Source organism: Corallincola spongiicola, from assembly GCF_004284785.1.
In the GTDB taxonomy this organism is placed as follows: Bacteria; Pseudomonadota; Gammaproteobacteria; order Enterobacterales; family Neiellaceae; genus Corallincola; species Corallincola holothuriorum.
Genome location: NZ_SHLY01000002.1, coordinates 824984 through 849558, shown reverse-complemented (window position 1 = coordinate 849558; position 24575 = coordinate 824984). Strand labels below are relative to the sequence as shown.

The following is a 24575-nucleotide window of genomic DNA, read 5'->3' as shown; positions in this document are numbered from 1 at the left end:
TAGTGTCATATGAATGAATATTTGCGCTTGCTCACACTGTGATCGCCAAGGAAGAAGAAGTCGCCTATCAGCGACTTCTGGATTAAACAACCTGCGTATTGTCTATCTAATTACGCTCCACCAGGCTCACCGGTAAATTCAACCAACAAATCTTCATCGGTGACGATTGTCTGACAGGCAAGACGGTAGGTTGGGGGGACATCATGGACTGACGCGCGCTCAGCTTCATGGGGTGGCAATTTACCCACAGATTTAAGCACGGAACGCTCTTTGTCCGTCAGCATCACCGCCTTCACGCGATCACCATCAAGATGCGTCACCTTCACCAAACACGATCCACACTCGCCATCACGGCATTCACAGGGGATCTTAATACCGTTCTCTTCTGCCAAACCTAGTAGGGCATTACGTTTACCAGCAACCGCAGTCACCTTTTTGTTCTTACGCATGGTCGGAGACGAAAAATAGACTGTCGCCATAGTGCACTTCCTTCTTCAGTGGTTCATTAAACACTGAACAGTTGCAAGGCGTGTTCCGCAGGTAACTTACTGAATAAAAAGAAAACGTATTGTATGCGAAGAGACGAATGGAGAAATTTTGTTCGATTTGGGACAATAATAACAAAGCCCTCGGAGATCACGCTCCGAGGGCTAAAGTAAACTAGAAGCTGCCTTGGGTGGCAACTGAACCACTAGCTGGCGTAGTCAATACATTGTTGCTACCCCCCTGCCATTCAACAGCGCCAAGATCACGCTTAATACACTTCCATTCGATGGCTTGATTAGGCGCAAAACCCGCCAATGAGGCACGCCACGTTGGATAGTCTGTTGGCTCCAGCTTGAAGGCCTTACTCGGATCCCAATTACCAAGTTCAGCCACATTACCTACGGCATACACATTTTGGCCCATCTGGGTATGACCGTTCGCGCAACTAAATTCAACCGTCACAGGCTCGGGCGTTGGGTCAACATCGTTGTCACAGGCTTCCACGTCCACACCGACCGCATACCAAGCTGCACAGGTCGTGTTCACGCCTTTCTCACCATACAAGAGTTCGGCTTGCTGTACGCTAAACGCTGCATAAGTGGGCATATCCATAAAGGTATTTGAATCGAAGTTAACCCATGACTGATAAGCGATATGGGCGCCCGTCAGATTATCGCCAAAGCCGTCCACCTGATATGTGTTACCTAGCTCATTGGTACCCGAGCCGCCTTCAGAAAGCAGATAGTACCAATGACCGATCAGAGAGCCGACGGCATAGACGCAGTTTTGGTTATCTAGCCAAGATTGGCCGCGATAAGTCGTTACCACAGGCGCACTCAAATCACGCAGTCGTGAACTTTCTGTACCGCAGGTATACGGCACTCCGCCAGCAAAGTTGTTTTCACCTACACGATAGCTGGCATCTTCAAGATAGTGGCGCTTTACAGCCGTACCAAAAAGATCGGTAAAACCTTCGTAGAAACCCACCTCTCTGCCCGCAGCCAGATAGATTGAAGAATCCACGATATGAGTCACTTCGTGCGCGACGATGTCCAACGTGACACGGTGAGGCTGGTCACCGTTGCTGTTAGATGGCTTACCAAAGCAAATATTGTTAGAACGAGTGGATGCTTCACCGTATTGGTTACAAGTTGAAGAGATATTACCGCGGATGACGAAATTAGGATCGGCTTCAATCACACCATCCCTACCCATCAACTTATAGAAGTCTAAGGTCTTTTCCAGACTCCAGTGCAAGTCCAACAAAACGGCGGGATAAGTGGTATCAACACGCTGATCATTGTAATCAACATAGATGTTGTCATTCCAAACATTCGTTTGGTTACCATCATAAACAACCGAGCCATTACCTATGGTGCCGTAAGATCCTCGACCACCACCAAAGCGTGATTCAAAAAGATAGCCATCTTTAGTCACCCCTTGCAACAGATAACGAACATTGCCGCTCTCGGTATGCTCAACCTTGACGCTAAATTCTTGCAACCCGTGCTGTTGGGTATAGCCATACCCTTGTTCGTAAGTAGTAGCACTGACAATGGGAGATAAAAAGAGTAGTGACGTGATGAACGCCAGCAAAGATTTCGACACCAAGGCACCGACACCAAATGAATAACCGCTTAACAAATTCATTCCGATTCCTAACAAAAAATGAAAAACAAAAAACACCGAACGCCGAATACACCTGAAACACAGCGATAAAGAACAGAGGTATGCCTTAGCCTGCAATGCCCAACTCCAATAAAGCCAAGGTGATTCGCGTCACAATTTAATAACATTTAATGATTTGGATCACAAAACAATATTCACCCAAAAAATCTAATAACATCAACATAATGAATAACTAATAAATGAGCTAACGATAGGCTGGAGCGAAGTTAGCGACATAATTAATCTAAATCGCGACAAGAAACCGCCCCAATAGGAAGGCGAAGTAAATCCACCGGGGATATAGCATCGTTCATTTATCAGCCAAGAAGCATGGCTAGGATCGATGTAGCTCAGTCAGACACTGCCTACGCGCAGCTCCAGAGTGAAAGGAAAATCTATTTTATGGGGAAAACAAATGGGGACTCTATGCAACTAGAGACAAAAAAGCGCGCCAGACTGACGCGCTCATAAATCACCAATGAATCAAAAGCTATTTATTACACAGACTTTCGCAAGGAAATAGATCCCAGCGCTAGCAGAGCAAAAAGTGGTAGCACAGACCCCACAGGCACCCGCTTAGCGACTAGATCAGGCAACTCATCAATTATCCGCCAGCCATCCCGCCAAGGAGAAGCCAACGACAACCAACCATGGGCACCATCAGCGTAATCGCTTACAGCCGTCACATAGTTACTTTCAAGTATGCCATCTTGATCATAGGCGTTTTGCCACACATCTTGGTCATCCACTCCATTCGTAAAGCACTCGGTAAACGGCCCCTCCACACATGGTCGATAGGGATCACCGATGGGCACCTCGTAACGAATGTACTCAAGCTGTAACTGATCACTCGCATTCCAGTAGTTCACCATCAAGACATCAAATTCAATGAACATGCCGAAATCAAAGAAACGAGCATCGTGAAGGTGGGTCGTTCCCATTCCGGATGCGGCGTCAAAGACAAATAGCGTATCAGCCACCGCCGCTCTTCCAGCGACAATCGCCGCTTGATCTATATCCCAATATAAGTTGCCGACAACAGCACGATCATAGGCACCACTGCCATCGTCGTAAGCCTCACTACCACTGAAATCAAACTCGACATAAGCAGCAACGGCACAAGTGGAAGACAACCATGCACAAGCCGCCATTAGAGCAATCAATAGATGCTTCATTACCTCCTCCTTGGTTATCCCTTTCGGGAATTTAAGGTTAGTTCAGGGAAGGGAATAAACCACACGCTTAGAGTGGTTATTTTGCGTGCCGGATCTATGCTTAAGACGGTGCTGTAATCTTCAATACTCATTAAAGGAAGGCAGGCGATGGCTCCCCCTCGTCAGCTGTTTAATGTCGTACAGCTTAGTTCAAGCATTGCCATACTGGTGCTAGGTAGCGCTGTATATATGTTCGTACGTCCAGCCATTGGTTTACCCTACCTGCCCGACTACTTCCCCGAACTGCAACCTCTAGTACAACCTTTCGTCAAATTTAGCTTGGTACTGCCCGCATTCGTTCATCCGTTGGGGTTTTCATTACTTAGCCTTAGCGTGGTCAACCCCAGCCGGAAAAACTTACTGATTGTTTGCTCATTCTGGGGCGGAGCTAACCTACTGTTCGAATTGGCACAGCTACCCATCTTCGCGAGTTACATTCAACAGCGCATGGAACAAGCCATCGAGATAGAGGATCACGCAACGATGTTAAGTTGCATTTTGTACAGCGGCACCTTTGACCTCCGTGATGTTGTCGCCATCCTGGCGGGTGCTGGGACGGCGTTTTTAATTGCATTGGCTACAACCTCGAGGAAAACCACTCATGGATAACCAAACGCCGAAATGGACAATTATTCGCCCACTGATACTCGCCTTCATCGTGATCTTTGGCATTGCAGCGATCCTGGCAAGTAAAAGCGAAGACTGCACTGATATAGGAGAATCCTGCACCGCAGAAACAAACTGCTGCCAAGCAGGTAATTGTGAAAACGATAGATGTTGCCGAGGAAACAACGCAGCCCTCGACAGCGATGCGCCAGCATCCGATTGCTGCAGTGGTCAAATACGTACCGGCCCTTATGGCCCCTATTGCTGTGCCACTGACGGCATGACAGCTTCAAGCCAAGACCGCTGCTGTGAAGGATTATATTGGAACAACAGGACTGGGCTTTGCTCCTCGTCGCCCTGCGAGCCTGGCTGCACTTGGGATCCAGGTCCAGCTTCACATGGCAGTGGCGAATGCGACTGCCCCGGTGGCGGGGGCTCCGATGATCCAGCGATTGCACCTTGCACAGAGTGTGCACCGTGTGCAGGAGGCCGTGCGGAAGAACATTACTCCATGCGCGTATATAACGAAGAAAATGACTTTTGCTGCACTACCGCACCGCCATTCTGGGCTCCAGATGAAGAGACCGCCGAAGCATGCGCCCGACGCATCTGTGCCTGCGAAGACAGTCCGATCACCTTTCATTGTGAAGTAGAAAGGATTGCCCACGGTGATGGATGCCCACGGCCTGAATAGCCATTCGCACAGTGTCAATTGGAAAAGGATACGGAAGCAGTAGTAACCAGCTGCTTCCTCACATACTTCATGGGGGCGATATAAGTCGGTACCAACGTCTTTGCCCCCACAACACCGGAACAACGAACAATCAGAGTTCAGTATTAATTCATCGCCTTAGCGGTAATAACGATGTCGCTGTCACCGGATATCAGTAACAGAGTATCCCCCGCCAACTCGAATTGATTGACCAACCCCATATTGGCGAAGAAATGCTTCTCTTGGGCATTTTGCGCCTTCTTACAGCTCATCGCTGTCACCATGAACTGGCCAAAGCGCAGCGCATCGTTTTCCACAAAGTAGGCACCAGAAAATTGGTTACAGCCACCGGTACCAGCAATCGTTTCATCGGGAGCAAAGCGAAATGTGATGGGAGTATTAGTCACCAAATCAGTCCCTTCCATCGAAGTGACAATCCATTCACCGACCAAAGAGTAACGAGGGGTTAGCTGGTCTGGTGGCGCACAACCAATCAGTGGCCAAAGCGTGATAAAAGCCAGAACACACCACGCACGTTTCTTTCCATGTCGTTGCATCTTGTTCTCCTTTATTATGCTAATCAGCACCGAGAGGTTCTTGCTACCAATACGGTGCGTACGCTTCCTCTACCTCGGTTATCAAAGCAAAGCGCCAAACATTGGTCAACAAACAATCAGCACAAGATAAAAAGGCGTTAGGTAGAACAGTCACTTTACCTAACGCATGACGATGGTCACTGGATGATGCAGATTTGTACGTAGCCTAAGCGGGCTCAGACTGATATACCCGATACAACCTAGTATTCATAACCCTCATGATGATTGCTCAAAGAGTAGAACGTCGCTTGCACATAGTCGTTATCATGCCCCGTTTTATTCTGATTATAGACACCGGCTTTAAAGTACATGTACTGCTTACCGTCGTCATAGCCGCTGTCACTCATATCAACACGCTTAACAACATCTTCTTTACCCGGCCGTGTAATAGTCACGGTCAATGTGTTCGCCACCACATCAACCCGATAGCCAAAGCGTTCATTTAATGCAATGCCATCGGCGGGCTCATCTGCATTATCATCTTTGCTACCAATCATCTCATACCATTGCTCTTTGCCTGTCCGAGGTTCATGAGCAAAATAGACAGATCCCTTCTTGTGGTTTGGCAACTTACGATAATAGATGCGCAGCGGTTCATCGTCGTTGGCATGAATTTGCCCCACAATGACACGTCCAACTTGAGCGCGACTGCCCGTTTTAGTCACGTGATTGACAGCTAACGTGGCCTCAAGCACCCCATTGACCCCACCCGCTTGGTTCTGAGCGGAGCGAGGGGCACTTGAAAAAACCCAGTTGTTTTTAGAAACACCACCGGTGCTAATGCTGGTATTACCACGGCGCAGCATTTCTCGCAGCTCTGAACGGGTATAGGAGGTATTTTTTGAAGTCTTATATCCAGTTATAGGACACACAAATACCATGCCGCCATCAGCACCAGTATAGAAGTAGTCACTGCTCTCATAACCTGCATTTAGCTGCTTCTCTTTGATTGAATCAGCCGTACCTGAGCCATCGATGTCAGTGGGTACACTTAAATACCAATCAGACAGATCAAAGTTACTTGAAGGAGGTAATGATGGATTGAGCTCTGGGCTTGGTGGATCTGTTGGTTCTGTTGGATCTGTTGGATCTTGACCATCGACACAGCCGTACAAACGCGCCTCGATCAAACTATTCCAAGCACTATCCGAATTGCCACGACCAATAATTTTCACATAGCGGGCTTCGCTATCTTCTATATCAACCTGAAAAAAATCAGGGTGATCCGATGCTGATTCGCCGTTAGACAGCACACGCTGCCAATTAGCCTTATCAATCGAGGTTTCAATATCAAAATAGGAAATACGCTGACGCGCTTTGTACCACTTAAACGCCGCGGCCTTAACCACCGACGGATCTTTTAAGTCAAAAACCAGCTCTTTATGCAATCCTTTAGATGACCAGCGAGATTCATTCCCCAGTCCCCCATCAAGCGTGTTTTCAGGTCCATGGCCGTCATTAGTCCCATCGTCAGTTGCCGAGTAGATCTGCAACATAGATAGGTCGCCACACACACCAGTATTCGGATCAGACGGAACCGGCACTGATCCAGCATCCATTTTAATTAACTTGAATGAATCAAAGCGGCCTTCGCTTTTATAATATTCAGCAAAGATCTCAATATTTCCGTTATCACCTGAGTTGAACTCGGCTACAACTCGCTTCCAGTTTGACTGCTTGCTGACTTGCTCGGTGTAGTGTGTGTCACCAGCGATGACCCCCACCTTGCCACTGCCTTTTACATGGGCGATAAGCTGATAATCAGTATCTCGCTCAACATCAATGTACTGATAAAAACGGCCACCTTGCCCTGCGATCTTAGCCGACCTCTTACCAAAATGAGCCACACCAGAAATAGAAGATGGCTCACTATCCGTCCAACCAGACCAAGCCGCATCACTTTCAAAACCAGGGTTATAAATTTTAACCTGTTTCGCAACCGATAACGGAGATTGAAATAAGCATACAATGGCTGCGACTGAACTCATCAAACGATATTTTCTTGTGGTACTCACTTATCCTCCAGAGAATAAAAACCGAGCTTACGTAACGTTGCTTTGAGACCGAGGGCTATAAAAACCACTTAAACATATCAACCTAAAAAAGGCGAAACAAATAAATAGCCAATAGACAGAATAATGTTAATAAAATTTAAAACATCGCGATTAAACAACAATTCACCAGCAAAGCCAAGAGATAAAACCCACAACAATAAACAGAAGCTAAAAAATGAATAGATAAATTAGAATTAAAACCATCAGAGCGTTTGACTTAAAAAACCATAAAACAAAGCAGTTAAAATTCAATATAGTAGGCATTAACCTCATTCAAAATAAAGAATCATTATCAAACGCCTAAACTATAAATCTGACTTAAAACCAAACCAACAACTAATTTAGCCTATCACATTAAAACATAAAAATTGATTTAGATTATGTTAACAACTTTAACTCCATTGCAATAAATTAACATTTATATAATCTTCCCGCTCGAATTCTATCCTTTAAATAGGAATAGAACCTTCCAATTTTAATAAAGTTTTTAATCTATTCGAAATTAGAGATTTCTTTTTAAGCTTTAAATTCAACTATGGCCTTAACTCATAGTATTGGTTTAACCAAGAGATATGATTTCACTAATTAATGGAGTATTTAATGATTAGGTATGTTCTTCTTAGTTTGCTTGTGTCATCTAGCGTTGGCACCGCTTATGCCCAAGCGCAATATCCAATGCTGAAAGATGCGTATTATAAGTCTGCGAAGAGCACGATATCTCCCGCAGCTAACTCTACATTAATGAGTAACAGCGAGACATTTAGCTGGGACCACCCCGGAGGCTACTATTACATCAGTGCGGGGACCTCTAAGGGAGGGACTGATATATACGATTCCGATAGCTATTTTCAGGAAAAGAGCTACACCCTTGATGGTTTGCCAGACAGTGGTTCTGTTTATGTACGGATCTACTACTACGACTGGGACGCTAGTCAGTGGCAGTATGAAGACTACAGCTATAGCATGGATGTTGGCGGCAATGGTTCATCACGTATCACCCCAAGTGCGGGCTCAACACTCACCAGCAACAGCGTTACGTTAAGCTGGACAAATGACAGTGGTTATTACTGGCTCGATGTAGGCTCATCTGTTGGTGGTGCCGACATATTTGAAAGTGAAAGTGCCATTCGCCAGCAAAGCACCACAATAACCAACCTTCCAAATAGTGGCACTATCTATGTGCGCCTGTGGAGCTACCAAAATAGCGCGTGGGAGTATGAAGATTACACCTACAACATGAATGCCAATGGCGATACTGGCGGTGGGGGCTCAATGGATGACACCATTATTACTTCCAGTGTTTATGATGACCTAGACCCTGATGACAAAAATATTTTTGCTAATGCCATGCGTGGACAGGGTTACGAGTGGGTAGTTGATGATGACAACGTTTCTAGTGCCGAATTGACTGACTATCTGGGCCGTGAAGCTAAACTGTTGTACCACACAGGACATGGTTTTACCGGCTACATATCAACCTCTGATGGTGGTTGGTACAGCTCATATATAGACAAAGTAGCGATAGAAAACACGGTCATTGCGACATGCCTGACCGTCGGTGACAGAGATTGGAAATCTAAGTTTGTTGGCACCACACAAAATATCATGGGATACAATAATAACTCGTATGACTTTACCGATAATGAAGTTGCACGAGATCTTGCCAATGGTATTGAATCAGGCAAAAGTTATCCGCAAATATGGTATGAAATCAATAATAAGCAATCTTCACTTTATGATCGCTGGGTTATCTATACCAAAGACAACGACCGTGTAGTGACCTATGAAGCTGATGTAGCAAATGCCCGCACTAAAACAAACGACACATTCACCCCATTTGCTAATGGCAAAGTGCTTGTCGCGTCATCGATCACTAAAGCGGCTAAACGCGGTACCTCATTTGAAAATGCCCACTTCAATGTACAGAAAGACTTTGAAGAGCAACAAAGCCATAGGGATATGATCTCTCTTTCACTCTCTTCCTTGTCCGAAGAAGCAGCCATTCAACTGGCCACTCAATGGGTCGAAGACAAAGCCTCCTTTGATGGGGTTGAGTTTGATCGGGTCACATCAATCTCTGCCGATGGCAAGCGTATTGGTTATCAAGTGCGCTTTAAACGAGTGGTTGATTCACTCGCCGTCAGAAGCAATACCGTAAGCGACTATATCTCACTGTTAATTGATGAAAGTGGTATTGCTGCATCTGAATACAATTGGAGCTTGTTGAAGAAACGTGCGCAAAAAGGTTCGCTGGAGATCCTTTCAGTGAAACAAGCAATCGAAGCGGCAGCCGATGATATTGCCGCTTTCTACAAAAGCACCGAAACTATCAAGTTTGTGAGCGCTGAGCCTTGCTTAGGCTACAAGGAAACAAATGCATCAACACAAATACTGGTACCTGCTTATGAGTTCTCAAGTACAGATGGCTCATCAGTGATTATTGATGCCGCCACTGGCGAAATCTTGTAACACGCCACAAAGGGCCTCGCCAAATAGGGGCCCTTTGTCTTAAAACACCCTCACTAATAAGCCGCCCAAATAGCAGCTTTTTTTAGCGGTTAGCGTAAGCGCAATACAAGCAAACCAAAATCAGTCACCCTGCTCTTTTTGGTCTCCCGTTTAAGATCACCTGCTTATTCACCAGCATCAGCACAATCAATAAACTGGTTGCATAAGGTAAGGTGGTAAGCAAAGCCGCAACAGCAAAATCGCCCCACAAATAATTACAGGGATAAAGATACTGCTGTAGACCAACCGCCGGTGTCATTAAATCCACGTCTTGTAAAATAACGCTAGCTAATGGAGCCTCAAAACCACAAATGAGAAAGCTAGCAAAAAAGATCAGCGCAACAGAGCTACGATGACGAAGCCATGCCGGATGAATAGCTATATCATCTTCACCGTCGGTTTCATTACCAGGCAAACGGCCAATACCACACCAATACGCGACAGCCACAAATAGCAATGCGAGCGGCAGATAAGCAAGCACCAAGCCGAAGTGAGTATTAACACCCAACCAACTCACAGCGTCGCTTATCCATTCGAGAAATCTATAACTGCCAATCATCAACGCCGAGGTAGGGATTAAAAAAGCGAACAAGATCCCAGCTAATGCCCGTGGACGAGTGCGATCTGTAAGACGGGACAAGCCATATGCACCAACCACGGCAATAGGGGTGATCAGCAATGCCGACAAACCACCGACCTTAAAGCCATTCCACAGCCACTGCATCACCGGAAACGGCGGCGGTGTAACACCTCCATCAGCCTCAAGAAAGCTCACGCCAAAAGCTAGCCACCAGTGTTGAAGTGAATACACCTCATCCCAAACAGCCTTGACGGCGAAGTTAGCCTCCCTGAATGATAGATACCAAACCAGCAACAGCGGAGAAAGCACCAGCACGGCCAGAGGAAGCATCCACAACATATTGCCGCTGGCGCGCCAAGTTGATGAGGAAAGTAAGTGTGATGTAGTGACCTCAGCGGAGCGCTCCGGTTGATGCTCAGTCGCGCCAACACCATCACGCTGCTTTTGCTGTTCAATCCATATAGCCAAACGTTGGCAAAACCAATATAGCGGCCAGGCCAACAGCAAAAGCAAACCACAACTCAGTGCTGCCGATAGACCGCCATCGGAATAACCTTCAAACTTAAGTCGGTAGGCCATGGAGCTCAATGTATCTGTTGTACCCGCAGGCACCGAGCTACCGATGATATCAGGGCCTCCATAGGTCAATAGCTGAACCAATGACTGACTACAACAAAATATGAGCGCGGCTCCAACCATCAGCAGCATCAATCGCGGCTTAAGATAGTTCAGCAAACCGCTACTGATGCGACCAACAGCGATATCCTGTTGCAACGACAGTGGCGCAACCTGAATCAGCCAACGAACAACGATGAGCCACCACGGATACACAGCAACAACACCGACAATGCACAACATTATTTTTGCCAAAATAGGCGTGGTAAACCATTCCGGCTTAACCCCAAAAAATGCGTCGAGTAACAGATTCAACTCACCAAAGTTTTGGTTAAACAACCCTTTGCTGATCAGCGCCGCCAGTGGCAAAGACCATAATGCAGGCATCATTAACAACACAAACAGCCACCGCCGTCCTTTGAGCCGCTGGTTGCTCAACTTAATCGCCAAACTCCCGCCCAATAACAATGCGCCAGCAACAACAATCAACACAAAGGCGACACTCCACAACGCGACTTGCCCCAAAGGTATCCCCTTGTCGCTGAGCAATCGCCAATAGTTGTCCAGTCCTACATGAACAACGAACCCAGGGGCAAAGTTATCGCCATCATCATTGGCAACAAAAGCGCCTTCACCATCCAGATAACGAAACTCGCCAGTTTGCCAATCACCCGCAAGATATTTTTTCGATTCTTGATCCAAGAAAATCTCACGATCTGGCAAGATCAGGGAGCGGGTAAACTCTGGCGGCTCATTGAGCTCAACATACTTCGGTAATTGATAGGAAAACTTACGCAACCCCTGCATGACCAAAACCCGCTGCTGCGGATCATCTGAACGGATAAATGTGATTTTTTGTAGATGGACGCGCCGGTAAACAATCTCCCGAATGCTCGCTTTATCAGCGACAGGTAGCTCATCAATAAGCGTTAGGCGCTGCGGTTCATCGATGTAATCAAACGCATCATTAGCTAACTTATTTGCTCGGATGGATTGGCGAGTCTGGATGATCAGAGGCTGACTTTGATAGTGCCGAACAGGCGTTGTAGAGGAGGTTAATACTAACCGGAAAGCCTCACCATCCGGATACAAAGCAGAGGTATAGCTGTCATTTGGCGAAACAATGAAGGTCTGGGCTAAAAGGTAACTTTTGGCCTTTTCGTAGGTCAAAAGGTGGGCACCAGAGGAGTTACTAAACGACGTTGCGATCGTATGCCCAAGGGGCAGCAACACACACCATATTCCCACCGCCAGCACAGGATAAAGCAGCCGCCAAGACCTATTTTTATCTAGCCCAAACACCCAGAGCGTTAGCAAAGCAAAGCCGACAATCACCGCCGTTAGCCACCACAAGCCTTGATGCAAAGCCCCCGACGCTATCCATACCGATGCCACAGCACTTAAAGCTATATACACGAACCGGAACATACGCCCAAGGTGCATTCCTTTGATGCCAGCAACCTGCATGAAAACTCCTTACGACCGCGCTGCTTTCCGCTTACTTATGACGTTTGGGTGACGTCTATAGAACATACAACGCTAAATTAACTCTCAATGAAAGTACATTAAAACAAGAAGTTAATTGATTTAGATCGACAAGGGATGGAAGAACGAATCGATGAATCGATGGGATCACTACTTTGAACTATTTATCCTTTCCATAACAGATTCATAATGCTTACAATCTATTGAGAACGTAACATTAACCCACTTGTCATGTAGTAAAAGCCTACGACTAAACCAACCTTTTTCGATTTTTAAGATATCAATTTCTTGCCAAGGAATAATGACCTGAGGAATAAAGAAAGTCCAAAACCTAGGAGGTGAAAAAAGTAAGCCTTTCTCTAAATAATTTATGTAACAAAAATCATATGAAAGATGATTTGATAAGTTTTTTTTCTTAGGCTCTTCGACGCCCCTCCAGACTCCAATTCCATCAATATCTGACAAAGTACCAATAGGGGGAATTTTTGTTCTGCGTTGTGCCACAAGAGCTCCCCACACACCAAAGTGCCCCTTAACCCAGAAAAAAGCAAAGATAAGCAAACCAAAAATAAGAAAAGTAATAACAAAGAATAACGTCATAGAGTCAACCACTAAACAAATAAAAATATTTATTGATAGTATAAAAAAGAAATATCAACGTCTAAAAACTAACCTATACTATCTTTGAACAAACAGCTTCCCCCGAATAACCTATTTGAGAACAAAATGATAGCTAAATATCCCCACGTTCAATCAAAGAAGTACAGCTCTCTTTTGAGTCATGTTGAAATAATACTTCTATAAGAGCTCCAGACTCATATCTCTCGTGTTTCACCAATTCACCATCACATGACCACTCTTTTTTATTACCATGAAACTGTCCGTGATCATATTCCGCACTAAATATCAAAGAGCCATTCTTATAATATCTCGATACCAAACCAACTAAAAGCCCGTCTTCATCATATTCACGATCAAATGAAACACTTCCATCTTCAAACCGATTAATACACTTCCCTTTTGGTTTAAACGGAGCATACTCACAACTGACAAATATTGCTCCGTTATCATGCCACCTATACTGGCTTACTATATTATCGTCGTAATAAGTAACTCTAAGAAACTTTCCTACTGATGGTTTAAACCTAGTGAGTATACTTAAACGATTACTTTCTGAGTTCTCTAATTTGGATACTAATTCACTTTCTTCATTAAAGCATTTCACTAGATTATTCCCATTTTCCAAAATGGTTTTTTCAACGAGAGCATAGCACGCGAACTCTTTAGAAATAGACGGATATGGGTATAGACATATGGAAATGGTTAAGAATAAGGTCACCATGAAATGCATTCCTTTGATGCCAGCAACCTGCATGAAAACTCCTTACGACCGCGCTGCTTTCCGCTTACTTATGACGTTTGGGTGACGCTTATAGAACATACAACGCTAAATTAACTCTCAATGAAAGTACATTAAAACAAGCAGTTAATTGATTTAGATCGACAAGGGATCGATAGGCCACCCACGACTGCTCTCAGGCTAACCGCTCCTCATCCCTAGCTTTGGTCGCAAATTCATTGGCTTGTCGAATGGCTGCAACGGAAACCTCTAACTAGATCGTAAGCTGGCTGGTTAGCCAATTGGTGAATGCCTGTATCCTCGGGCGCTGGGCATTTTCCCGCCCACACAAGTAGTAGTAACAACGCGGTGATTTGACGCTAAAGCCAAAAGGTGTAACCAGATCTCCCCTGTCTAAACGCGATCTAACGAGTTGCTCTCGCCCCATCGCTACGCCAGCATGATTCATGGCGGCAACCAGGGCTAAATCGAAGTGATTGAATATGTCTCCACGCTGCAGATGCGCCTGGCTTAGTTCGTTGCCAGACTCTCTCAGCCACAACAGCCACTCGCTGTAAACCTCTTCAGCATGAAGCGCCTCAATGTCATGTAATATTCGGCATTGGCGCAGGTTCTCCGGTTTGTTCCACAAATCGAATTTATCCGCATATGCGCGGGAGCAAACAGGGAATAAGGTTTCGTCAAACAGAGCCTGCGTTTGCACACCGGGTAAGGCATGCTCATCGTAATAGATAGCGGCATCTACCGGGTCTGTATTGAAGTCCAGCACGCTGGCGCGTACACGGATCCTCACCTGGATATTCGGGTGTTTATCGTGAAAATCTGCCAGACGTGGCACCAGCCAATGACGAGCAAAAGTCGGTACAACCCCCAACACCAATAAGCCGGTAGCACTGCCATGATCGATGGCTTCAAGCTCAGCATAGAGCTGACCGAGCGTATGGTGGACGACGTCATATAGCCGTCGCCCTTCACCTGTCAGACTCAGTTGTTTTGGTGTTCGCAAAAACAGTTTATAACGCAATTGTTGTTCAAGATTACGGATCCGATGACTGACCGCACTTTGTGTCAGGTGCAGCTCCTCAGCCGCGTGAGTAAAGTTAAGGTGCCGCGCGGCACATTCAAAACACTGCAATGCAGTCAGGCTACTGCGTCGCAGTAGCTGTCCGCTGTCAAGCGAATTGCTCATACTTAAAGCTTCCTTTAGAACCATTTCGCACCCTTGCCATGAATTTAGCTCATGGCTCGGTCAAAAACACGTCGATTCCAACGTTTACATCCCAATATTACAATCTCGTCATCAACTGAACCAAGCAACCATATAGGTACCCCACATGACTAAGTCCACTTTGAAAGTAGCCATCATCGGCGGTGGTTCCAGCTATACCCCAGAGATCATTGAAGGCTTTATCAAGCGCCATGCAGAACTGCCTATAAAGGAGATCTGGCTGGTGGACTGCGAAGAAGGCAAAGAAAAAGTTGAGATCGTTGGCGCGCTGGCGCAACGCATGGTGGAAAAGGCTGGGAACCTGTTTGACGTTCATATCACGCTGGACCGTAAAGCGGCACTGAAAGGGGCTGATTTCGTCTGCACGCAATTCAGAGTTGGCTTACTTAAGGCGCGTGTACGTGACGAGCGTACAGCACTCAAGTACGACATGATTGGCCAGGAAACCAATGGCGTAGGCGGCTTTGCCAAGGCGATGCGCACCATTCCGGTCATCTTGGATATCTGTAAAGACATGGAAGTATTGTGTCCTGATGCCTGGCTGATTAACTTCACCAATCCATCAGGCATGGTGACCGAAGCCGTCCTCAAATACAGTAATATCGAAAAAATTGTCGGCCTTTGTAATGTGCCGGTATTGACGGAAAAAGGGCTGGAAAAACATCTGGGGTTGGCACCAAACGAATACCAGCTGCAGGTCGCTGGTCTCAATCACTTTATCTATATCCGTCACCTATGGCATCAGGGTCAGGACAGGATGAAGGAAGTACTGAATATTGTCGCTGACAACCCAGATCCGTTGCGTCCCAAGAACATCCCGCCGTTCAAGTGGGATCCGGACCAAGTAAGAAACCTCGGTGTCGTGCCCTGTTGTTACCACAGATACTACTATTTGCCGGACCAGATCATGCTGGATGAAATTGCCGATGAGAAAGAACACGGTACCCGCGGCGAGATCGTCGCCAAGATGGAACAGGAGTTGTTCGAACTGTATAAGGATCCGAACCTCAACATCAAACCGCCACAACTTGCCGGCCGAGGAGGTGAATTTTACTCCGATGCTGCCTGTGATTTGATCAGCGCTATCCACAATGACAAACGCACCATCATGCATGTCAACGTGCGCAACAACGGTACAATCAAAGAACTGCCGGAAGACTGCGCTGTAGAAGTAAGTAGCGTGATCACCTCCAATGGCCCGGTTCCATTGAATGTGGAACGGTTTGAAAACCCCGCCGTGGTTGGACTGATGCGCCTGATGAAAGCGTTCGAAGAATTGACGGTAGAAGCGGCAGTCACAGGCGATTATGGCACCATGTTGCAGGCATTGACTATCAACCCTATGGTGCGCAAGGGTGAGATAACCCGCAAAGTGCTGGACGAGTTACTGGAAATCAATGCTGAATACCTGCCACAGCTAGCGTCCAACACCAACAACGCTTAATTTCACTCTCAACTCCCCGGGGCACACTTTCCTGTCCGGGGAGATTGATGAGCTCCGATCGATGGGGTCGAGCGATAGGATCAGAGTCATTGATTTCCGGAAAGCCCTTTAAAGTCCGCAGACTTTCGATCTCCACCTCGGCCAAGCGGGCTTGTCCTGCGCCCCGTCTGCTCGGCGATCTGTTCTTTGAAGCGCCCTTCTCCCAACACCCAAGCCTTATTGGTCGCATCGCGGATCTCTTTCAACGTATAGTCAGGAATATGATGCCTAAACAGGGCTTGGTAAGGCCCTTCACAAAATTAAGGCTGTTCCCTGATATCAAAAACTATCGTTCAACAGAAAGCTCTAAATGCCTGCTTCCAATGAAAAATATCAGTCAAAAGGATACAAAACCCAGCTCAATAACTATGGGCTCTTTGATCCAATTTTCACTAATGCCCATCAGCTTTTGCAGTCTGCACAACAAGGTGCTGCTCGATACCGAACGGCAAATAGCCTGACTCTGAATAATCAGGAAATAGCGCCATCATTTTGGTCTGTACGGCATCTTGGTTACCGCCGGTTCTGATCGCAAACTTAAAAACATCTATGTATTGGCTAACCTCGCGTAAAAGAGAAAGCGGTGCAGGCTTACCATGGCCAGGGTAGATAGTGACGCCAGTGCTTTGATAACGCTTGGTGATAACCGCAAGGAGGGTTTTCCAGTTTCCGAGACTTTGCGCGTCAACCCCCTCACCCAGCCACAAATGGACTTTATTAGAAGCCAGATCGCCCATAAACAAACCGTGCAAATCTTCGCTATAAAGCATGGCGTAGTGCACGGTTTCCGTAGGCAGGTTGCCGCGATCAATACGCAGCGTCTTTCCCGAATCAAATGCGAGCTGACTTTCGCTAGTCACTTTAATTAGCCCCTCATAATCAAATCCTCTGGGCGCCTTTTCACTTTTGGGGATCATGCTTATATGCATCCATCCTCGCTCAGTCATCCAATTCGCCCAGCCAATCAGCTCCTGTTTAATGCCCTCTGAGGCCACAACAATGTCAGCGTTAGGAAACGCTCGGTTAAGCACTGCTAGGCCGATAAAATGATCAGGGTGCCCATGGCTAATAAAAATCTGTTTGAGCGGCAGTTGCTGCTGATCAATCAGTGTTTTCAGCTGTCGTGCATCGTCCACAGAATCGAGTGCGTCGAGTAGTATCAGTTCCTTTACATCAGAAAACAGGTATGCATTCACGGTGGATCGCTTGCCGTAAAACAGATTCAGCTCCAAGCCATTTTGTTTAATGGTTTCTGTAGGGGTCGCACAGACAAAGGGGGCGAATAGTAGTGAAGCAACGAGCAAAAATCGGTAGGTCATCTCCGTTGTCCTTATCATCATTAAGTTCACGATTAAGCTTAATTTCAATGTTTGTGATAAAAAACAACGTAAAAGAAACTTATTGTACTGAAAATAGAGTCAATTAGAGCTTGGATTATCCCCATGAATCTTACCTACCTAATGAGCTACTACCGCGTTGTCCGTCATGGCGGCTTCTCTGCTGCCGCCGCAGTGATGGATGTTTCAAAGGGGTTACTTAGTCGGCATGTGAAAGCATTAGAATCGGAACTGAAAACAAGCCTGTTACACACAACCACTCGCAGTATTTGTCCTACCGAGGCAGGTAAGCAGCTATTTACGAAAGCGGAGCAGATATTAATCCTCTCTGAAAATGCGGAAAGAGAGGTACAGGAAGTCGTTAACAGTGATAAAGGCACACTACGCTTTACTGCACCATTAACACTTGGCGATGTGATCATCGAGCAGATCCTTCCTGCTTTTCGTCAAACCTGCCCCGATGTGGAGCTCGAGCTAAATTTCTCTAATCAGATCACTGACTTCAAAGAGGGGCATAATGACATTGCACTCAGAGCCGTTACACGTAGCCCTGATGATCTAGTGGCTCGCCACGTCGGCACGCTTAAAAACATCTTAGTTGCCAGCCCTCAATACTTGGCAAAAAATAGGGTGCCTCACTCACACCAAGATTTGATAGAACACCAATGCATTCTCAACAGTCATCAGCGCGACTGGAATACATGGCGGCTATTTAAAGAAGGCACCGAATACAGTGTCAACGCCACTGGCAATCATTCATTTAGCGCCTATACGACAGCGATGTTAATCGCTGAGCAGCACCAGGGGATCGCTAACATCCCTGCATATCACGCCACTGACAAGTTAGCCAACGGCAACCTTGTCGAGGTACTGCCAGGTTACGACGCATTTGCGCACAACTTGCTTATCATGCACCAGATGCACCGTGTCCTTCCTTTGAAGATAAGGTGCTTCAAAACCCTATTGCTTGAGTGGAGCCAGCAGAGCCCCTGGGTCGTGAGCAATCAGGCTATTTAATACCGGAGCGATGAGTCAAGATCGATAGAGATCGATAGGGTCAGGCACTGGCTCTGAATACACACAGTGCAGGGAAGACGTGCATTTGAAGCAAGAAAGGTTTGTAAACGCCGCTGGTCAAAATGAAGATACCGGCACCCGCCACAACTGACAGCGCTATTATTTTAAAGTGATAGCCCCCATTAAAAAGAGCACCGAATATTACACGCTCACGCCAATAAAAAAGCCGCCAAAATGGCGGCTTCTTAGAGAGCCAGCTTAATCAAAACAAAGACCAACCAAAATCAATGACTCTGACGCCTTTGATCCTGTATTCTCATAGAAATACCATCATTACACTTACTTGTTATCGAAAACGTTACGTCAATCTTATTATCATGAATCCACAGGCCCTTATTTATCAAACCATCATTCATTTTAACCACACTTAAATCATCCCAAGATAAAAGTACTTGAGGAATAAATATTCTCCAAAATTTGGGGGGTGAAAGAAGAATTCCTTCTTCTAGGATGTTCACGATAAACAGGTCAAAAGAAAAAAAGTTATCAATTTTTTTAAACAAAGGCCTTTGCACTCCCCTCCAAGAAGAAAGAAATTCAGCCTCAGATAGCTTACCAGTAGGAACCATATTAGTTTTTCTTTCTGAACATATCTTAGACCACAAGCCAACATGGCCCCGTCGCCAGAATAGAACACTGACAATAAGTACTATTGCTATAGGAAAAAAAACCATCAATTGTGCCATTAGAATAATTCACTAAACCAATTCGAAATATCATTTATCGCATCTGGTCTTGCAGTGTTTTCATAAATAGGAAGCCCGTATCCGAGTGTTATAGAGCCTTGATATATTGACCTCTTCCCTAAACCCACGCCGAGACCAATCTCATAGAACATTTTGGAACATCTGTTTCAGTACCAAAATAATAATCATATTCACCCATAGTTAAGCAGGAGTCTACGCCAGGCGACGTAATAGACAGCTTGAATACTCCTTTTGACAATGACAAAGAGATACCTTTGTCGAGTAGATCGACTACGGTTGTATATGGCATAACGTCGACTATTCGGGTAAACACTCCATTTCTAAGCGTAGAAAACCCATATTCTGGCGTAGTCAAGACCATAAATTTTCCAGTATGATCAATAACTAAAGTTATGCTGCCAGACAAGGTGGTACCATTTTTCACTATGCTACCACCATAACTTTGGCTCCATACAAGCAACCCCAACGGATCAACAAACCCCGTAGGATTCCTCCCAACATACCCATAGGTATTCAATCCACCATTCAGGCCAATGGGATCAGACTGAATGTAGCGCCCAGTTTCAGGGTCGTAATCCCGGAAGTAGTTATAGTGCAGCCCACTTTCATAGTCATAATACTGGCCCGGGAAGCGCATATTGAAATAGATTTTCTTGCCATCACCGTCGGGATCCATTGGCAGCATCACATTTTAAATGATTCCTTGGTTTCACCCATCCAAAAACTTGCCTTCGATCAATGAAACCTTAGTTCACCAAACACCACATCTAGTGCCTCAGCTTTTTTGCTGCCACTATATATGCAGATTGTGGTCCACACACATGCGCAAGCATGGGGACAATAGGGAATCCGGTGAGAAACCGGAGCTACCCCCGTAACTGTATCTGGTTGGTACGCTGCATCTTCTGTCCATATCTAATGGGCAAAGCCACTGGCTTAGCGCTGGGAAGGCGGCAGTTTACTCAATACCAGAAGCCAGGAGACCTGCCGCAATCACCAATGCCATGCTGGGCGGGGTGCACCAGTGCAACATGAATTATTGGGCGATATGGTCAGCGTTAGCTGATGTTCGCCTACTTATCATGCTGTGACTATTTGCCCTCGCTTACCATCGCCCTACATCAATCTAAACAGTACAGAATAATAAGTTCAGGAGATGAACATGCAGCAGGTCGTGATTAAACGGGATGGCAGTCGCGCCCCTTTCAACCCCAAACGGATCCAGTTGGCGATACAAAGCGCTTGCGAAGTGGTCGGCATTCGTTCGGCAAAAATAGCTGAGCAGATCACCGAGCAGGTAGCGAGTCAATTAGCACCGCTTTCCGACTTGCATATCGACGAGATCCAACAAGCTGTGGAAGACAGCTTGATGGCCAGCGAGCAAAAAGCAGTGGCCCGCGCTTACATTGAGTACCGTCACGACCGCGATCTGGCCCGAGAAAAAGCCAGCCACCTGAATCAGGAAATACGCGGCTTAATGGAGCAGAGCGACCTGAATCTGCTGAATGAAAACGCCAATAAAGACAGCAAGGTGATCCCCACCCAGCGTGATCTGTTGGCGGGTATCGTCGCCAAGCATTACTCCCGTCGTCATATTCTGCCAAAGGATGTGGTGAGCGGCCACGACCGGGGAGAGTTGCACTACCATGACCTGGATTACGCGCCGTTTTTTCCGATGTTTAACTGCATGCTGATTGATCTAAAAGGGATGTTAGAGCAAGGCTTTAAGATGGGTAACGCGGAGATCGATACGCCAAAATCGATTGCCACAGCCACGGCGGTTACCGCACAGATCATCGCCCAAGTAGCAAGCCATATCTATGGCGGCACCACGGTCAATCGTATCGATGAGGTACTGGCACCATATGTCACCACCAGCTACGAGAAGCACTTGGCGACAGCTGCCGAGTGGCAGGTATCGGATGCCGAATCGTTCGCCCAAGCGCAAACTGAAAAAGAGTGTCATGACGCCTTTCAGTCATTGGAATATGAGGTGAATACACTGCACACCGCCAATGGCCAAACGCCGTTTGTGACCTTCGGTTTTGGTTTGGGTGAAAGCTGGCAAGCCAAACTGATCCAACGTTCCATTCTGCAGAATCGTATTGCCGGATTAGGCCGTAATCGCAAAACCGCCGTCTTTCCGAAACTGGTGTTTGTCATTAAAGAGGGCCTTAACCGCAGCCCGCAAGATCCCAACTACGGGATCAAACAGTTGGCCTTAGAGTGTGCCTCGAAGCGCATGTATCCAGATATTTTGAACTACGAGCAAGTGGTGCAAGTCACGGGATCCTTTAAGACACCGATGGGCTGCCGTAGTTTCTTAGGTCAGTATGAAGAGGACGGCGTGGAGGTTCATGATGGCCGCAACAATCTGGGTGTGGTTAGCCTTAACCTGCCAAGGCTGGCGATGGAAGCTGACGGTAACGAAAAGAACTTTTATCGTTTGCTTGATGACCGCTTACTGTTAGCCAAAAAAGCGCTCGATTCGCGCATCGCCCGCTTGGAGGGTGTCAAGGCACGCGTCGCACCGATCCTTTATATGGAAGGCGCTTGTGGCGTGCGCTTAAAAGCCGATGATGATGTACTGCAACTGTTCAGGAATGGCCGCGCGTCTATTTCCCTCGGCTATATCGGCCTGCATGAAACCATCAACGCACTCTACAACCAGCAACAAACGGCTACCGATGCGCACCCATTCGATGACCAAATGTTGCAGCAAAAAGCGCAAGCGATTGTTGCGCATCTGCGTCTGACGACTGAACGCTGGAAACGGGAAACGGGCTTTGGCTTTAGCTTGTATGCCACCCCCAGTGAGAACCTCTGCAGCCGTTTCTGCCGCTTAGACACCATAGAGTTCGGCATTATTAAAGGGGTAACGGATAAAGGCTATTACACCAATAGCTTTCATCTCGATGTTGAGAAAAATACCAACCCCTATGACAAGCTCGATTTTGAGATGGCCTACCCTGCGATCAGTAATGGCGGCTTTATCTGCTACGGCGAATACCCCAATTTGCAGCATAACCTGCAGGCATTAGAAGATGTCTGGGATTACAGTTACGATCGCGTGCCCTACTACGGCACTAACACGCCGATAGATGAATGCTACCAGTGTGATTTCACAGGCGAATTTGATTGCACCAGCAAAGGCTTTACCTGTCCTAGCTGCGGCAACCATGATCCAGCCAAGGTATCGGTGACGCGTCGGGTTTGCGGCTATTTAGGCAGCCCAGATGCGCGGCCATTTAATGCTGGCAAGCAGGAAGAGGTAAAACGCCGAGTGAAGCACCTGTAATGCACCTAAACGCCTATTACCCTGTGGATGTGGTCAATGGCCCCGGTACCCGTTGCACCCTGTTTGTGTCAGGGTGCGAACACCAGTGCAAGGGCTGCTATAACCAGTCGACTTGGCGTGCTGACAGCGGGATCTTATTCACCTCAGAGATTGAGGATCAGATCATTGCTGACCTCAACTGCACGCGGATCCGCCGCCAGGGGCTATCGCTGTCAGGCGGCGATCCCTTACATCCGGCCAATTTGGACGCTGTATTGCATCTACTAAACCGAGTTCGCAACGAGTGCCAGGGCAAAGACGTTTGGTGCTGGACCGGTTATCGTTTTGGGCAACTCACCACCGAACAGCAGCTGGTAACCAACCTGATAGATGTACTGATCGACGGCAAGTTTGAGCAAGCATTAGCATCGCCAGAACTGCCTTGGCGCGGCAGCAGTAACCAGCAAGTCATTACACTCAACTGCACCAAATGATATCTTTATTGTGCGCTTAAGATAACAGACGGAAAGCAGCAAGATGATCACGCGTATGTTCCAAGACTTCCGAGTAGAGATCCGAACAGAGCGTGGTGCGCTGTTCAAACGTTTCACGCCTCAATCGGCAAGCGACTGGACCGTGATGATAGAGATGTTTGAGGGATGGCGAGCGCTGGATTTCTCTGAACAAATACTGACGATGATTGATGAGCAACAAGCCATCAGTCAGCAAGAATACACGCTGCTCGCCAGCTATTTTAAATTTGGTGAGATGCAACAAGAGAGACGCGTGTTTAAGGTCACGATCCATCGACTAATCGCTACTCATCATCTGTTACGTCCGGCCCTGCTCGCGGGGTGCTCAGCTACTCTCTGTAGCTTGCTGTTCGGCGCACTCTTTCTTTTGATATACAGCGCTGCAATCGCCCCTCATTCAGATATCAGCTTGAGTGTATTCTTATTGGCTCTAATAACACTGCCGTTAGCTACAATCGCAGGGGCTTGCTTCGGCTTGCTACAAAGGCGATGGAAAGAGACCAAAGTGATGGGATTTGTGATGGCCACATCGGTACCACCGATGCTTCTTTTTTGGTTGCAATTTCGTTCAGTGGAGGCCTTGCCAGAACTTGCGTTTGCAACCGCCACTCTAGCAGGCGTCGCTGCTTATCTGCTCTTTTTAAAGCTATTCAAACTCAGTCTACGGGAGCAGTATCTGCGGCTTTTTCCCAAATAATCTCACCAACAACACAGATTCACAGCGGTTGATCAGGCTTATTGGCGTACTCCAGTTCGCAGTTACTGCTTTTGAAGGTTAACTGCGGAGGTGGCTCAGATAACAACAGCGACACCACGCTGCTTTCAGGCACTTCAAATACAGCTTTGCAGCCATCGCTAAAATATATCGTCCGCGCTTTATAATCGATTGATTCAAGCGTTTCTGCGACCTTTGGATGCGCGGCGATAAAATCGGTCATCACTCGCAAATCTTCTGCCACCTGGTATTTAGGAGCCATCATGGCTAACGACACTGAAGAATAAACCAAACATAGCAATCCGAAACCAAGCTGACGCATCTAATAACACCT

At 46.7% G+C, this 24575-nt stretch carries 21 protein-coding genes and 1 riboswitch; of the genes, 8 read left to right on the top strand and 13 right to left on the bottom strand.

The genetic code is table 11. The annotated features are described in order from the left end of the window. Nucleotides 1-110 precede the first annotated feature (110 nt). The 3 genes from EXY25_RS09450 to EXY25_RS09440 all read right to left on the bottom strand — a co-directional run bounded on the left by EXY25_RS09450 (nucleotide 111) and on the right by EXY25_RS09440 (nucleotide 3329). Nucleotides 111-479 carry a 2Fe-2S iron-sulfur cluster-binding protein gene (locus EXY25_RS09450; protein WP_114338819.1) on the bottom strand — a complete coding sequence of 123 codons (369 nt, stop codon included), beginning with the start codon at nucleotides 477-479 and terminating at the stop codon, nucleotides 111-113. Nucleotides 480-660: 181 nt separating this feature from the next. Next, nucleotides 661-2136: a carbohydrate-binding module family 20 domain-containing protein gene (locus EXY25_RS09445; RefSeq protein ID WP_130566540.1), complete on the bottom strand. Its 1476-nt coding sequence runs from the start codon at nucleotides 2134-2136 to the stop codon at nucleotides 661-663. Between the two features lie 515 nt (nucleotides 2137-2651). Then, nucleotides 2652-3329, bottom strand: coding sequence for a hypothetical protein (locus tag EXY25_RS09440; protein ID WP_130566539.1), 678 nt, complete (start codon nucleotides 3327-3329; stop codon nucleotides 2652-2654). Nucleotides 3330-3476: 147 nt separating this feature from the next. On the opposite strand from EXY25_RS09440, the gene EXY25_RS09435 reads away from it, so the two are divergent. Both EXY25_RS09435 and EXY25_RS09430 read left to right on the top strand, forming a co-directional pair. Further along, the gene (locus tag EXY25_RS09435; protein WP_130566538.1) at nucleotides 3477-3977 is read left to right on the top strand and encodes a hypothetical protein; all 501 of its coding nucleotides are present in this window, start codon (nucleotides 3477-3479) and stop codon (nucleotides 3975-3977) included. Next, nucleotides 3970-4668, top strand: coding sequence for a hypothetical protein (locus EXY25_RS09430; RefSeq protein ID WP_130566537.1), 699 nt, complete (start codon nucleotides 3970-3972; stop codon nucleotides 4666-4668). The genes EXY25_RS09435 and EXY25_RS09430 overlap by 8 nt, the downstream gene beginning before the upstream one ends. A 143-nt stretch (nucleotides 4669-4811) precedes the next feature. Here the strand turns inward: EXY25_RS09430 and EXY25_RS09425 are convergent, their stop codons facing one another. Both EXY25_RS09425 and EXY25_RS09420 read right to left on the bottom strand, forming a co-directional pair. Next, on the bottom strand, nucleotides 4812-5243 hold the full coding sequence (locus EXY25_RS09425) for an META domain-containing protein (RefSeq protein ID WP_130566536.1): 432 nt from the start codon (nucleotides 5241-5243) through the stop codon (nucleotides 4812-4814). Between the two features lie 239 nt (nucleotides 5244-5482). Next, entirely contained in the window at nucleotides 5483-7297 is a 1815-nt protein-coding gene (locus EXY25_RS09420) for a polysaccharide lyase family 7 protein (RefSeq protein WP_246019531.1), read from the bottom strand. Between the two features lie 639 nt (nucleotides 7298-7936). Between EXY25_RS09420 and EXY25_RS09415 the strand changes: the two genes are divergently transcribed. Further along, nucleotides 7937-9805 (top strand): hypothetical protein, encoded by a 1869-nt coding sequence (locus EXY25_RS09415; RefSeq protein WP_130566535.1) that lies wholly within the window; start codon nucleotides 7937-7939, stop codon nucleotides 9803-9805. Nucleotides 9806-9929: 124 nt separating this feature from the next. Here the strand turns inward: EXY25_RS09415 and EXY25_RS09410 are convergent, their stop codons facing one another. The 4 genes from EXY25_RS09410 to dsdC all read right to left on the bottom strand — a co-directional run bounded on the left by EXY25_RS09410 (nucleotide 9930) and on the right by dsdC (nucleotide 15073). Further along, nucleotides 9930-12506, bottom strand: coding sequence for a hypothetical protein (locus tag EXY25_RS09410; RefSeq protein ID WP_130566534.1), 2577 nt, complete (start codon nucleotides 12504-12506; stop codon nucleotides 9930-9932). Nucleotides 12507-12674: 168 nt separating this feature from the next. Beyond that, entirely contained in the window at nucleotides 12675-13124 is a 450-nt protein-coding gene (locus EXY25_RS09405; RefSeq protein ID WP_130566533.1) for a hypothetical protein, read from the bottom strand. Between the two features lie 133 nt (nucleotides 13125-13257). Further along, nucleotides 13258-13899, bottom strand: a complete 642-nt coding sequence (locus EXY25_RS09400) for a toxin-antitoxin system YwqK family antitoxin (protein WP_130566532.1) — start codon at nucleotides 13897-13899, stop codon at nucleotides 13258-13260. 238 nt (nucleotides 13900-14137) lie between these two features. Further along, nucleotides 14138-15073, bottom strand: a complete 936-nt coding sequence (gene dsdC, locus EXY25_RS09395) for a DNA-binding transcriptional regulator DsdC (RefSeq protein ID WP_158538056.1) — start codon at nucleotides 15071-15073, stop codon at nucleotides 14138-14140. A gap of 145 nt (nucleotides 15074-15218) precedes the next feature. Here dsdC and EXY25_RS09390 point away from each other — a divergent pair, with 145 nt between their 5' ends. Then, the gene (locus EXY25_RS09390; RefSeq protein ID WP_130566531.1) at nucleotides 15219-16556 is read left to right on the top strand and encodes a 6-phospho-beta-glucosidase; all 1338 of its coding nucleotides are present in this window, start codon (nucleotides 15219-15221) and stop codon (nucleotides 16554-16556) included. 431 nt (nucleotides 16557-16987) lie between these two features. Here EXY25_RS09390 and EXY25_RS09380 read toward each other — a convergent pair whose 3' ends face one another. After that, on the bottom strand, nucleotides 16988-17914 hold the full coding sequence (locus tag EXY25_RS09380; protein ID WP_165419312.1) for an MBL fold metallo-hydrolase: 927 nt from the start codon (nucleotides 17912-17914) through the stop codon (nucleotides 16988-16990). Nucleotides 17915-18037: 123 nt separating this feature from the next. On the opposite strand from EXY25_RS09380, the gene EXY25_RS09375 reads away from it, so the two are divergent. Then, complete coding sequence (locus tag EXY25_RS09375) at nucleotides 18038-18949, top strand: LysR family transcriptional regulator (protein WP_130566529.1); 912 nt, start codon at nucleotides 18038-18040, stop codon at nucleotides 18947-18949. 284 nt (nucleotides 18950-19233) lie between these two features. Here EXY25_RS09375 and EXY25_RS09370 read toward each other — a convergent pair whose 3' ends face one another. Together EXY25_RS09370 and EXY25_RS18810 are read right to left on the bottom strand one after the other, a co-directional pair. Beyond that, a complete protein-coding gene (locus EXY25_RS09370) occupies nucleotides 19234-19695 on the bottom strand; it encodes a hypothetical protein (protein ID WP_130566528.1) in 462 nt (153 codons plus the stop codon). A gap of 118 nt (nucleotides 19696-19813) precedes the next feature. Further along, entirely contained in the window at nucleotides 19814-20401 is a 588-nt protein-coding gene (locus EXY25_RS18810; RefSeq protein WP_207232145.1) for an RHS repeat-associated core domain-containing protein, read from the bottom strand. 107 nt (nucleotides 20402-20508) lie between these two features. Next, a riboswitch (cobalamin riboswitch) is annotated at nucleotides 20509-20722 on the top strand. A 156-nt stretch (nucleotides 20723-20878) separates the two neighbouring features. Between EXY25_RS18810 and nrdD the strand changes: the two genes are divergently transcribed. The 3 genes from nrdD to EXY25_RS09350 are packed head-to-tail and all read left to right on the top strand — an operon-like array spanning nucleotide 20879 to nucleotide 24223. Further along, entirely contained in the window at nucleotides 20879-23014 is a 2136-nt protein-coding gene (nrdD, locus tag EXY25_RS09360) for an anaerobic ribonucleoside-triphosphate reductase (protein ID WP_130566527.1), read from the top strand. Then, the gene (gene nrdG / locus EXY25_RS09355) at nucleotides 23014-23487 is read left to right on the top strand and encodes an anaerobic ribonucleoside-triphosphate reductase-activating protein (protein WP_130566526.1); all 474 of its coding nucleotides are present in this window, start codon (nucleotides 23014-23016) and stop codon (nucleotides 23485-23487) included. The genes nrdD and nrdG overlap by 1 nt, the downstream gene beginning before the upstream one ends. A gap of 43 nt (nucleotides 23488-23530) precedes the next feature. Then, a complete protein-coding gene (locus EXY25_RS09350) occupies nucleotides 23531-24223 on the top strand; it encodes a hypothetical protein (protein ID WP_130566525.1) in 693 nt (230 codons plus the stop codon). A gap of 19 nt (nucleotides 24224-24242) precedes the next feature. Here the strand turns inward: EXY25_RS09350 and EXY25_RS09345 are convergent, their stop codons facing one another. Further along, complete coding sequence (locus tag EXY25_RS09345; protein ID WP_130566524.1) at nucleotides 24243-24563, bottom strand: ssr3402 family protein; 321 nt, start codon at nucleotides 24561-24563, stop codon at nucleotides 24243-24245. Between the last annotated feature and the right edge of the window lie 12 nt (nucleotides 24564-24575).

Coding starts and splice junctions, on each gene's coding strand:
- EXY25_RS09450 (WP_114338819.1), bottom strand. CDS start 479: ATGGCGACAGTCTATTTTTCGTCTCCGACCATGCGTAAGAACAAAAAG.
- EXY25_RS09445 (WP_130566540.1), bottom strand. CDS start 2,136: ATGAATTTGTTAAGCGGTTATTCATTTGGTGTCGGTGCCTTGGTGTCG.
- EXY25_RS09440 (WP_130566539.1), bottom strand. CDS start 3,329: ATGAAGCATCTATTGATTGCTCTAATGGCGGCTTGTGCATGGTTGTCT.
- EXY25_RS09435 (WP_130566538.1), top strand. CDS start 3,477: ATGGCTCCCCCTCGTCAGCTGTTTAATGTCGTACAGCTTAGTTCAAGC.
- EXY25_RS09430 (WP_130566537.1), top strand. CDS start 3,970: ATGGATAACCAAACGCCGAAATGGACAATTATTCGCCCACTGATACTC.
- EXY25_RS09425 (WP_130566536.1), bottom strand. CDS start 5,243: ATGCAACGACATGGAAAGAAACGTGCGTGGTGTGTTCTGGCTTTTATC.
- EXY25_RS09415 (WP_130566535.1), top strand. CDS start 7,937: ATGATTAGGTATGTTCTTCTTAGTTTGCTTGTGTCATCTAGCGTTGGC.
- EXY25_RS09410 (WP_130566534.1), bottom strand. CDS start 12,506: ATGCAGGTTGCTGGCATCAAAGGAATGCACCTTGGGCGTATGTTCCGG.
- EXY25_RS09405 (WP_130566533.1), bottom strand. CDS start 13,124: ATGACGTTATTCTTTGTTATTACTTTTCTTATTTTTGGTTTGCTTATC.
- EXY25_RS09400 (WP_130566532.1), bottom strand. CDS start 13,899: ATGCAGGTTGCTGGCATCAAAGGAATGCATTTCATGGTGACCTTATTC.
- dsdC (WP_158538056.1), bottom strand. CDS start 15,073: ATGAGCAATTCGCTTGACAGCGGACAGCTACTGCGACGCAGTAGCCTG.
- EXY25_RS09390 (WP_130566531.1), top strand. CDS start 15,219: ATGACTAAGTCCACTTTGAAAGTAGCCATCATCGGCGGTGGTTCCAGC.
- EXY25_RS09380 (WP_165419312.1), bottom strand. CDS start 17,914: ATGACCTACCGATTTTTGCTCGTTGCTTCACTACTATTCGCCCCCTTT.
- EXY25_RS09375 (WP_130566529.1), top strand. CDS start 18,038: ATGAATCTTACCTACCTAATGAGCTACTACCGCGTTGTCCGTCATGGC.
- EXY25_RS09370 (WP_130566528.1), bottom strand. CDS start 19,695: ATGGCACAATTGATGGTTTTTTTTCCTATAGCAATAGTACTTATTGTC.
- EXY25_RS18810 (WP_207232145.1), bottom strand. CDS start 20,401: ATGCTGCCAATGGATCCCGACGGTGATGGCAAGAAAATCTATTTCAAT.
- nrdD (WP_130566527.1), top strand. CDS start 20,879: ATGCAGCAGGTCGTGATTAAACGGGATGGCAGTCGCGCCCCTTTCAAC.
- nrdG (WP_130566526.1), top strand. CDS start 23,014: ATGCACCTAAACGCCTATTACCCTGTGGATGTGGTCAATGGCCCCGGT.
- EXY25_RS09350 (WP_130566525.1), top strand. CDS start 23,531: ATGATCACGCGTATGTTCCAAGACTTCCGAGTAGAGATCCGAACAGAG.
- EXY25_RS09345 (WP_130566524.1), bottom strand. CDS start 24,563: ATGCGTCAGCTTGGTTTCGGATTGCTATGTTTGGTTTATTCTTCAGTG.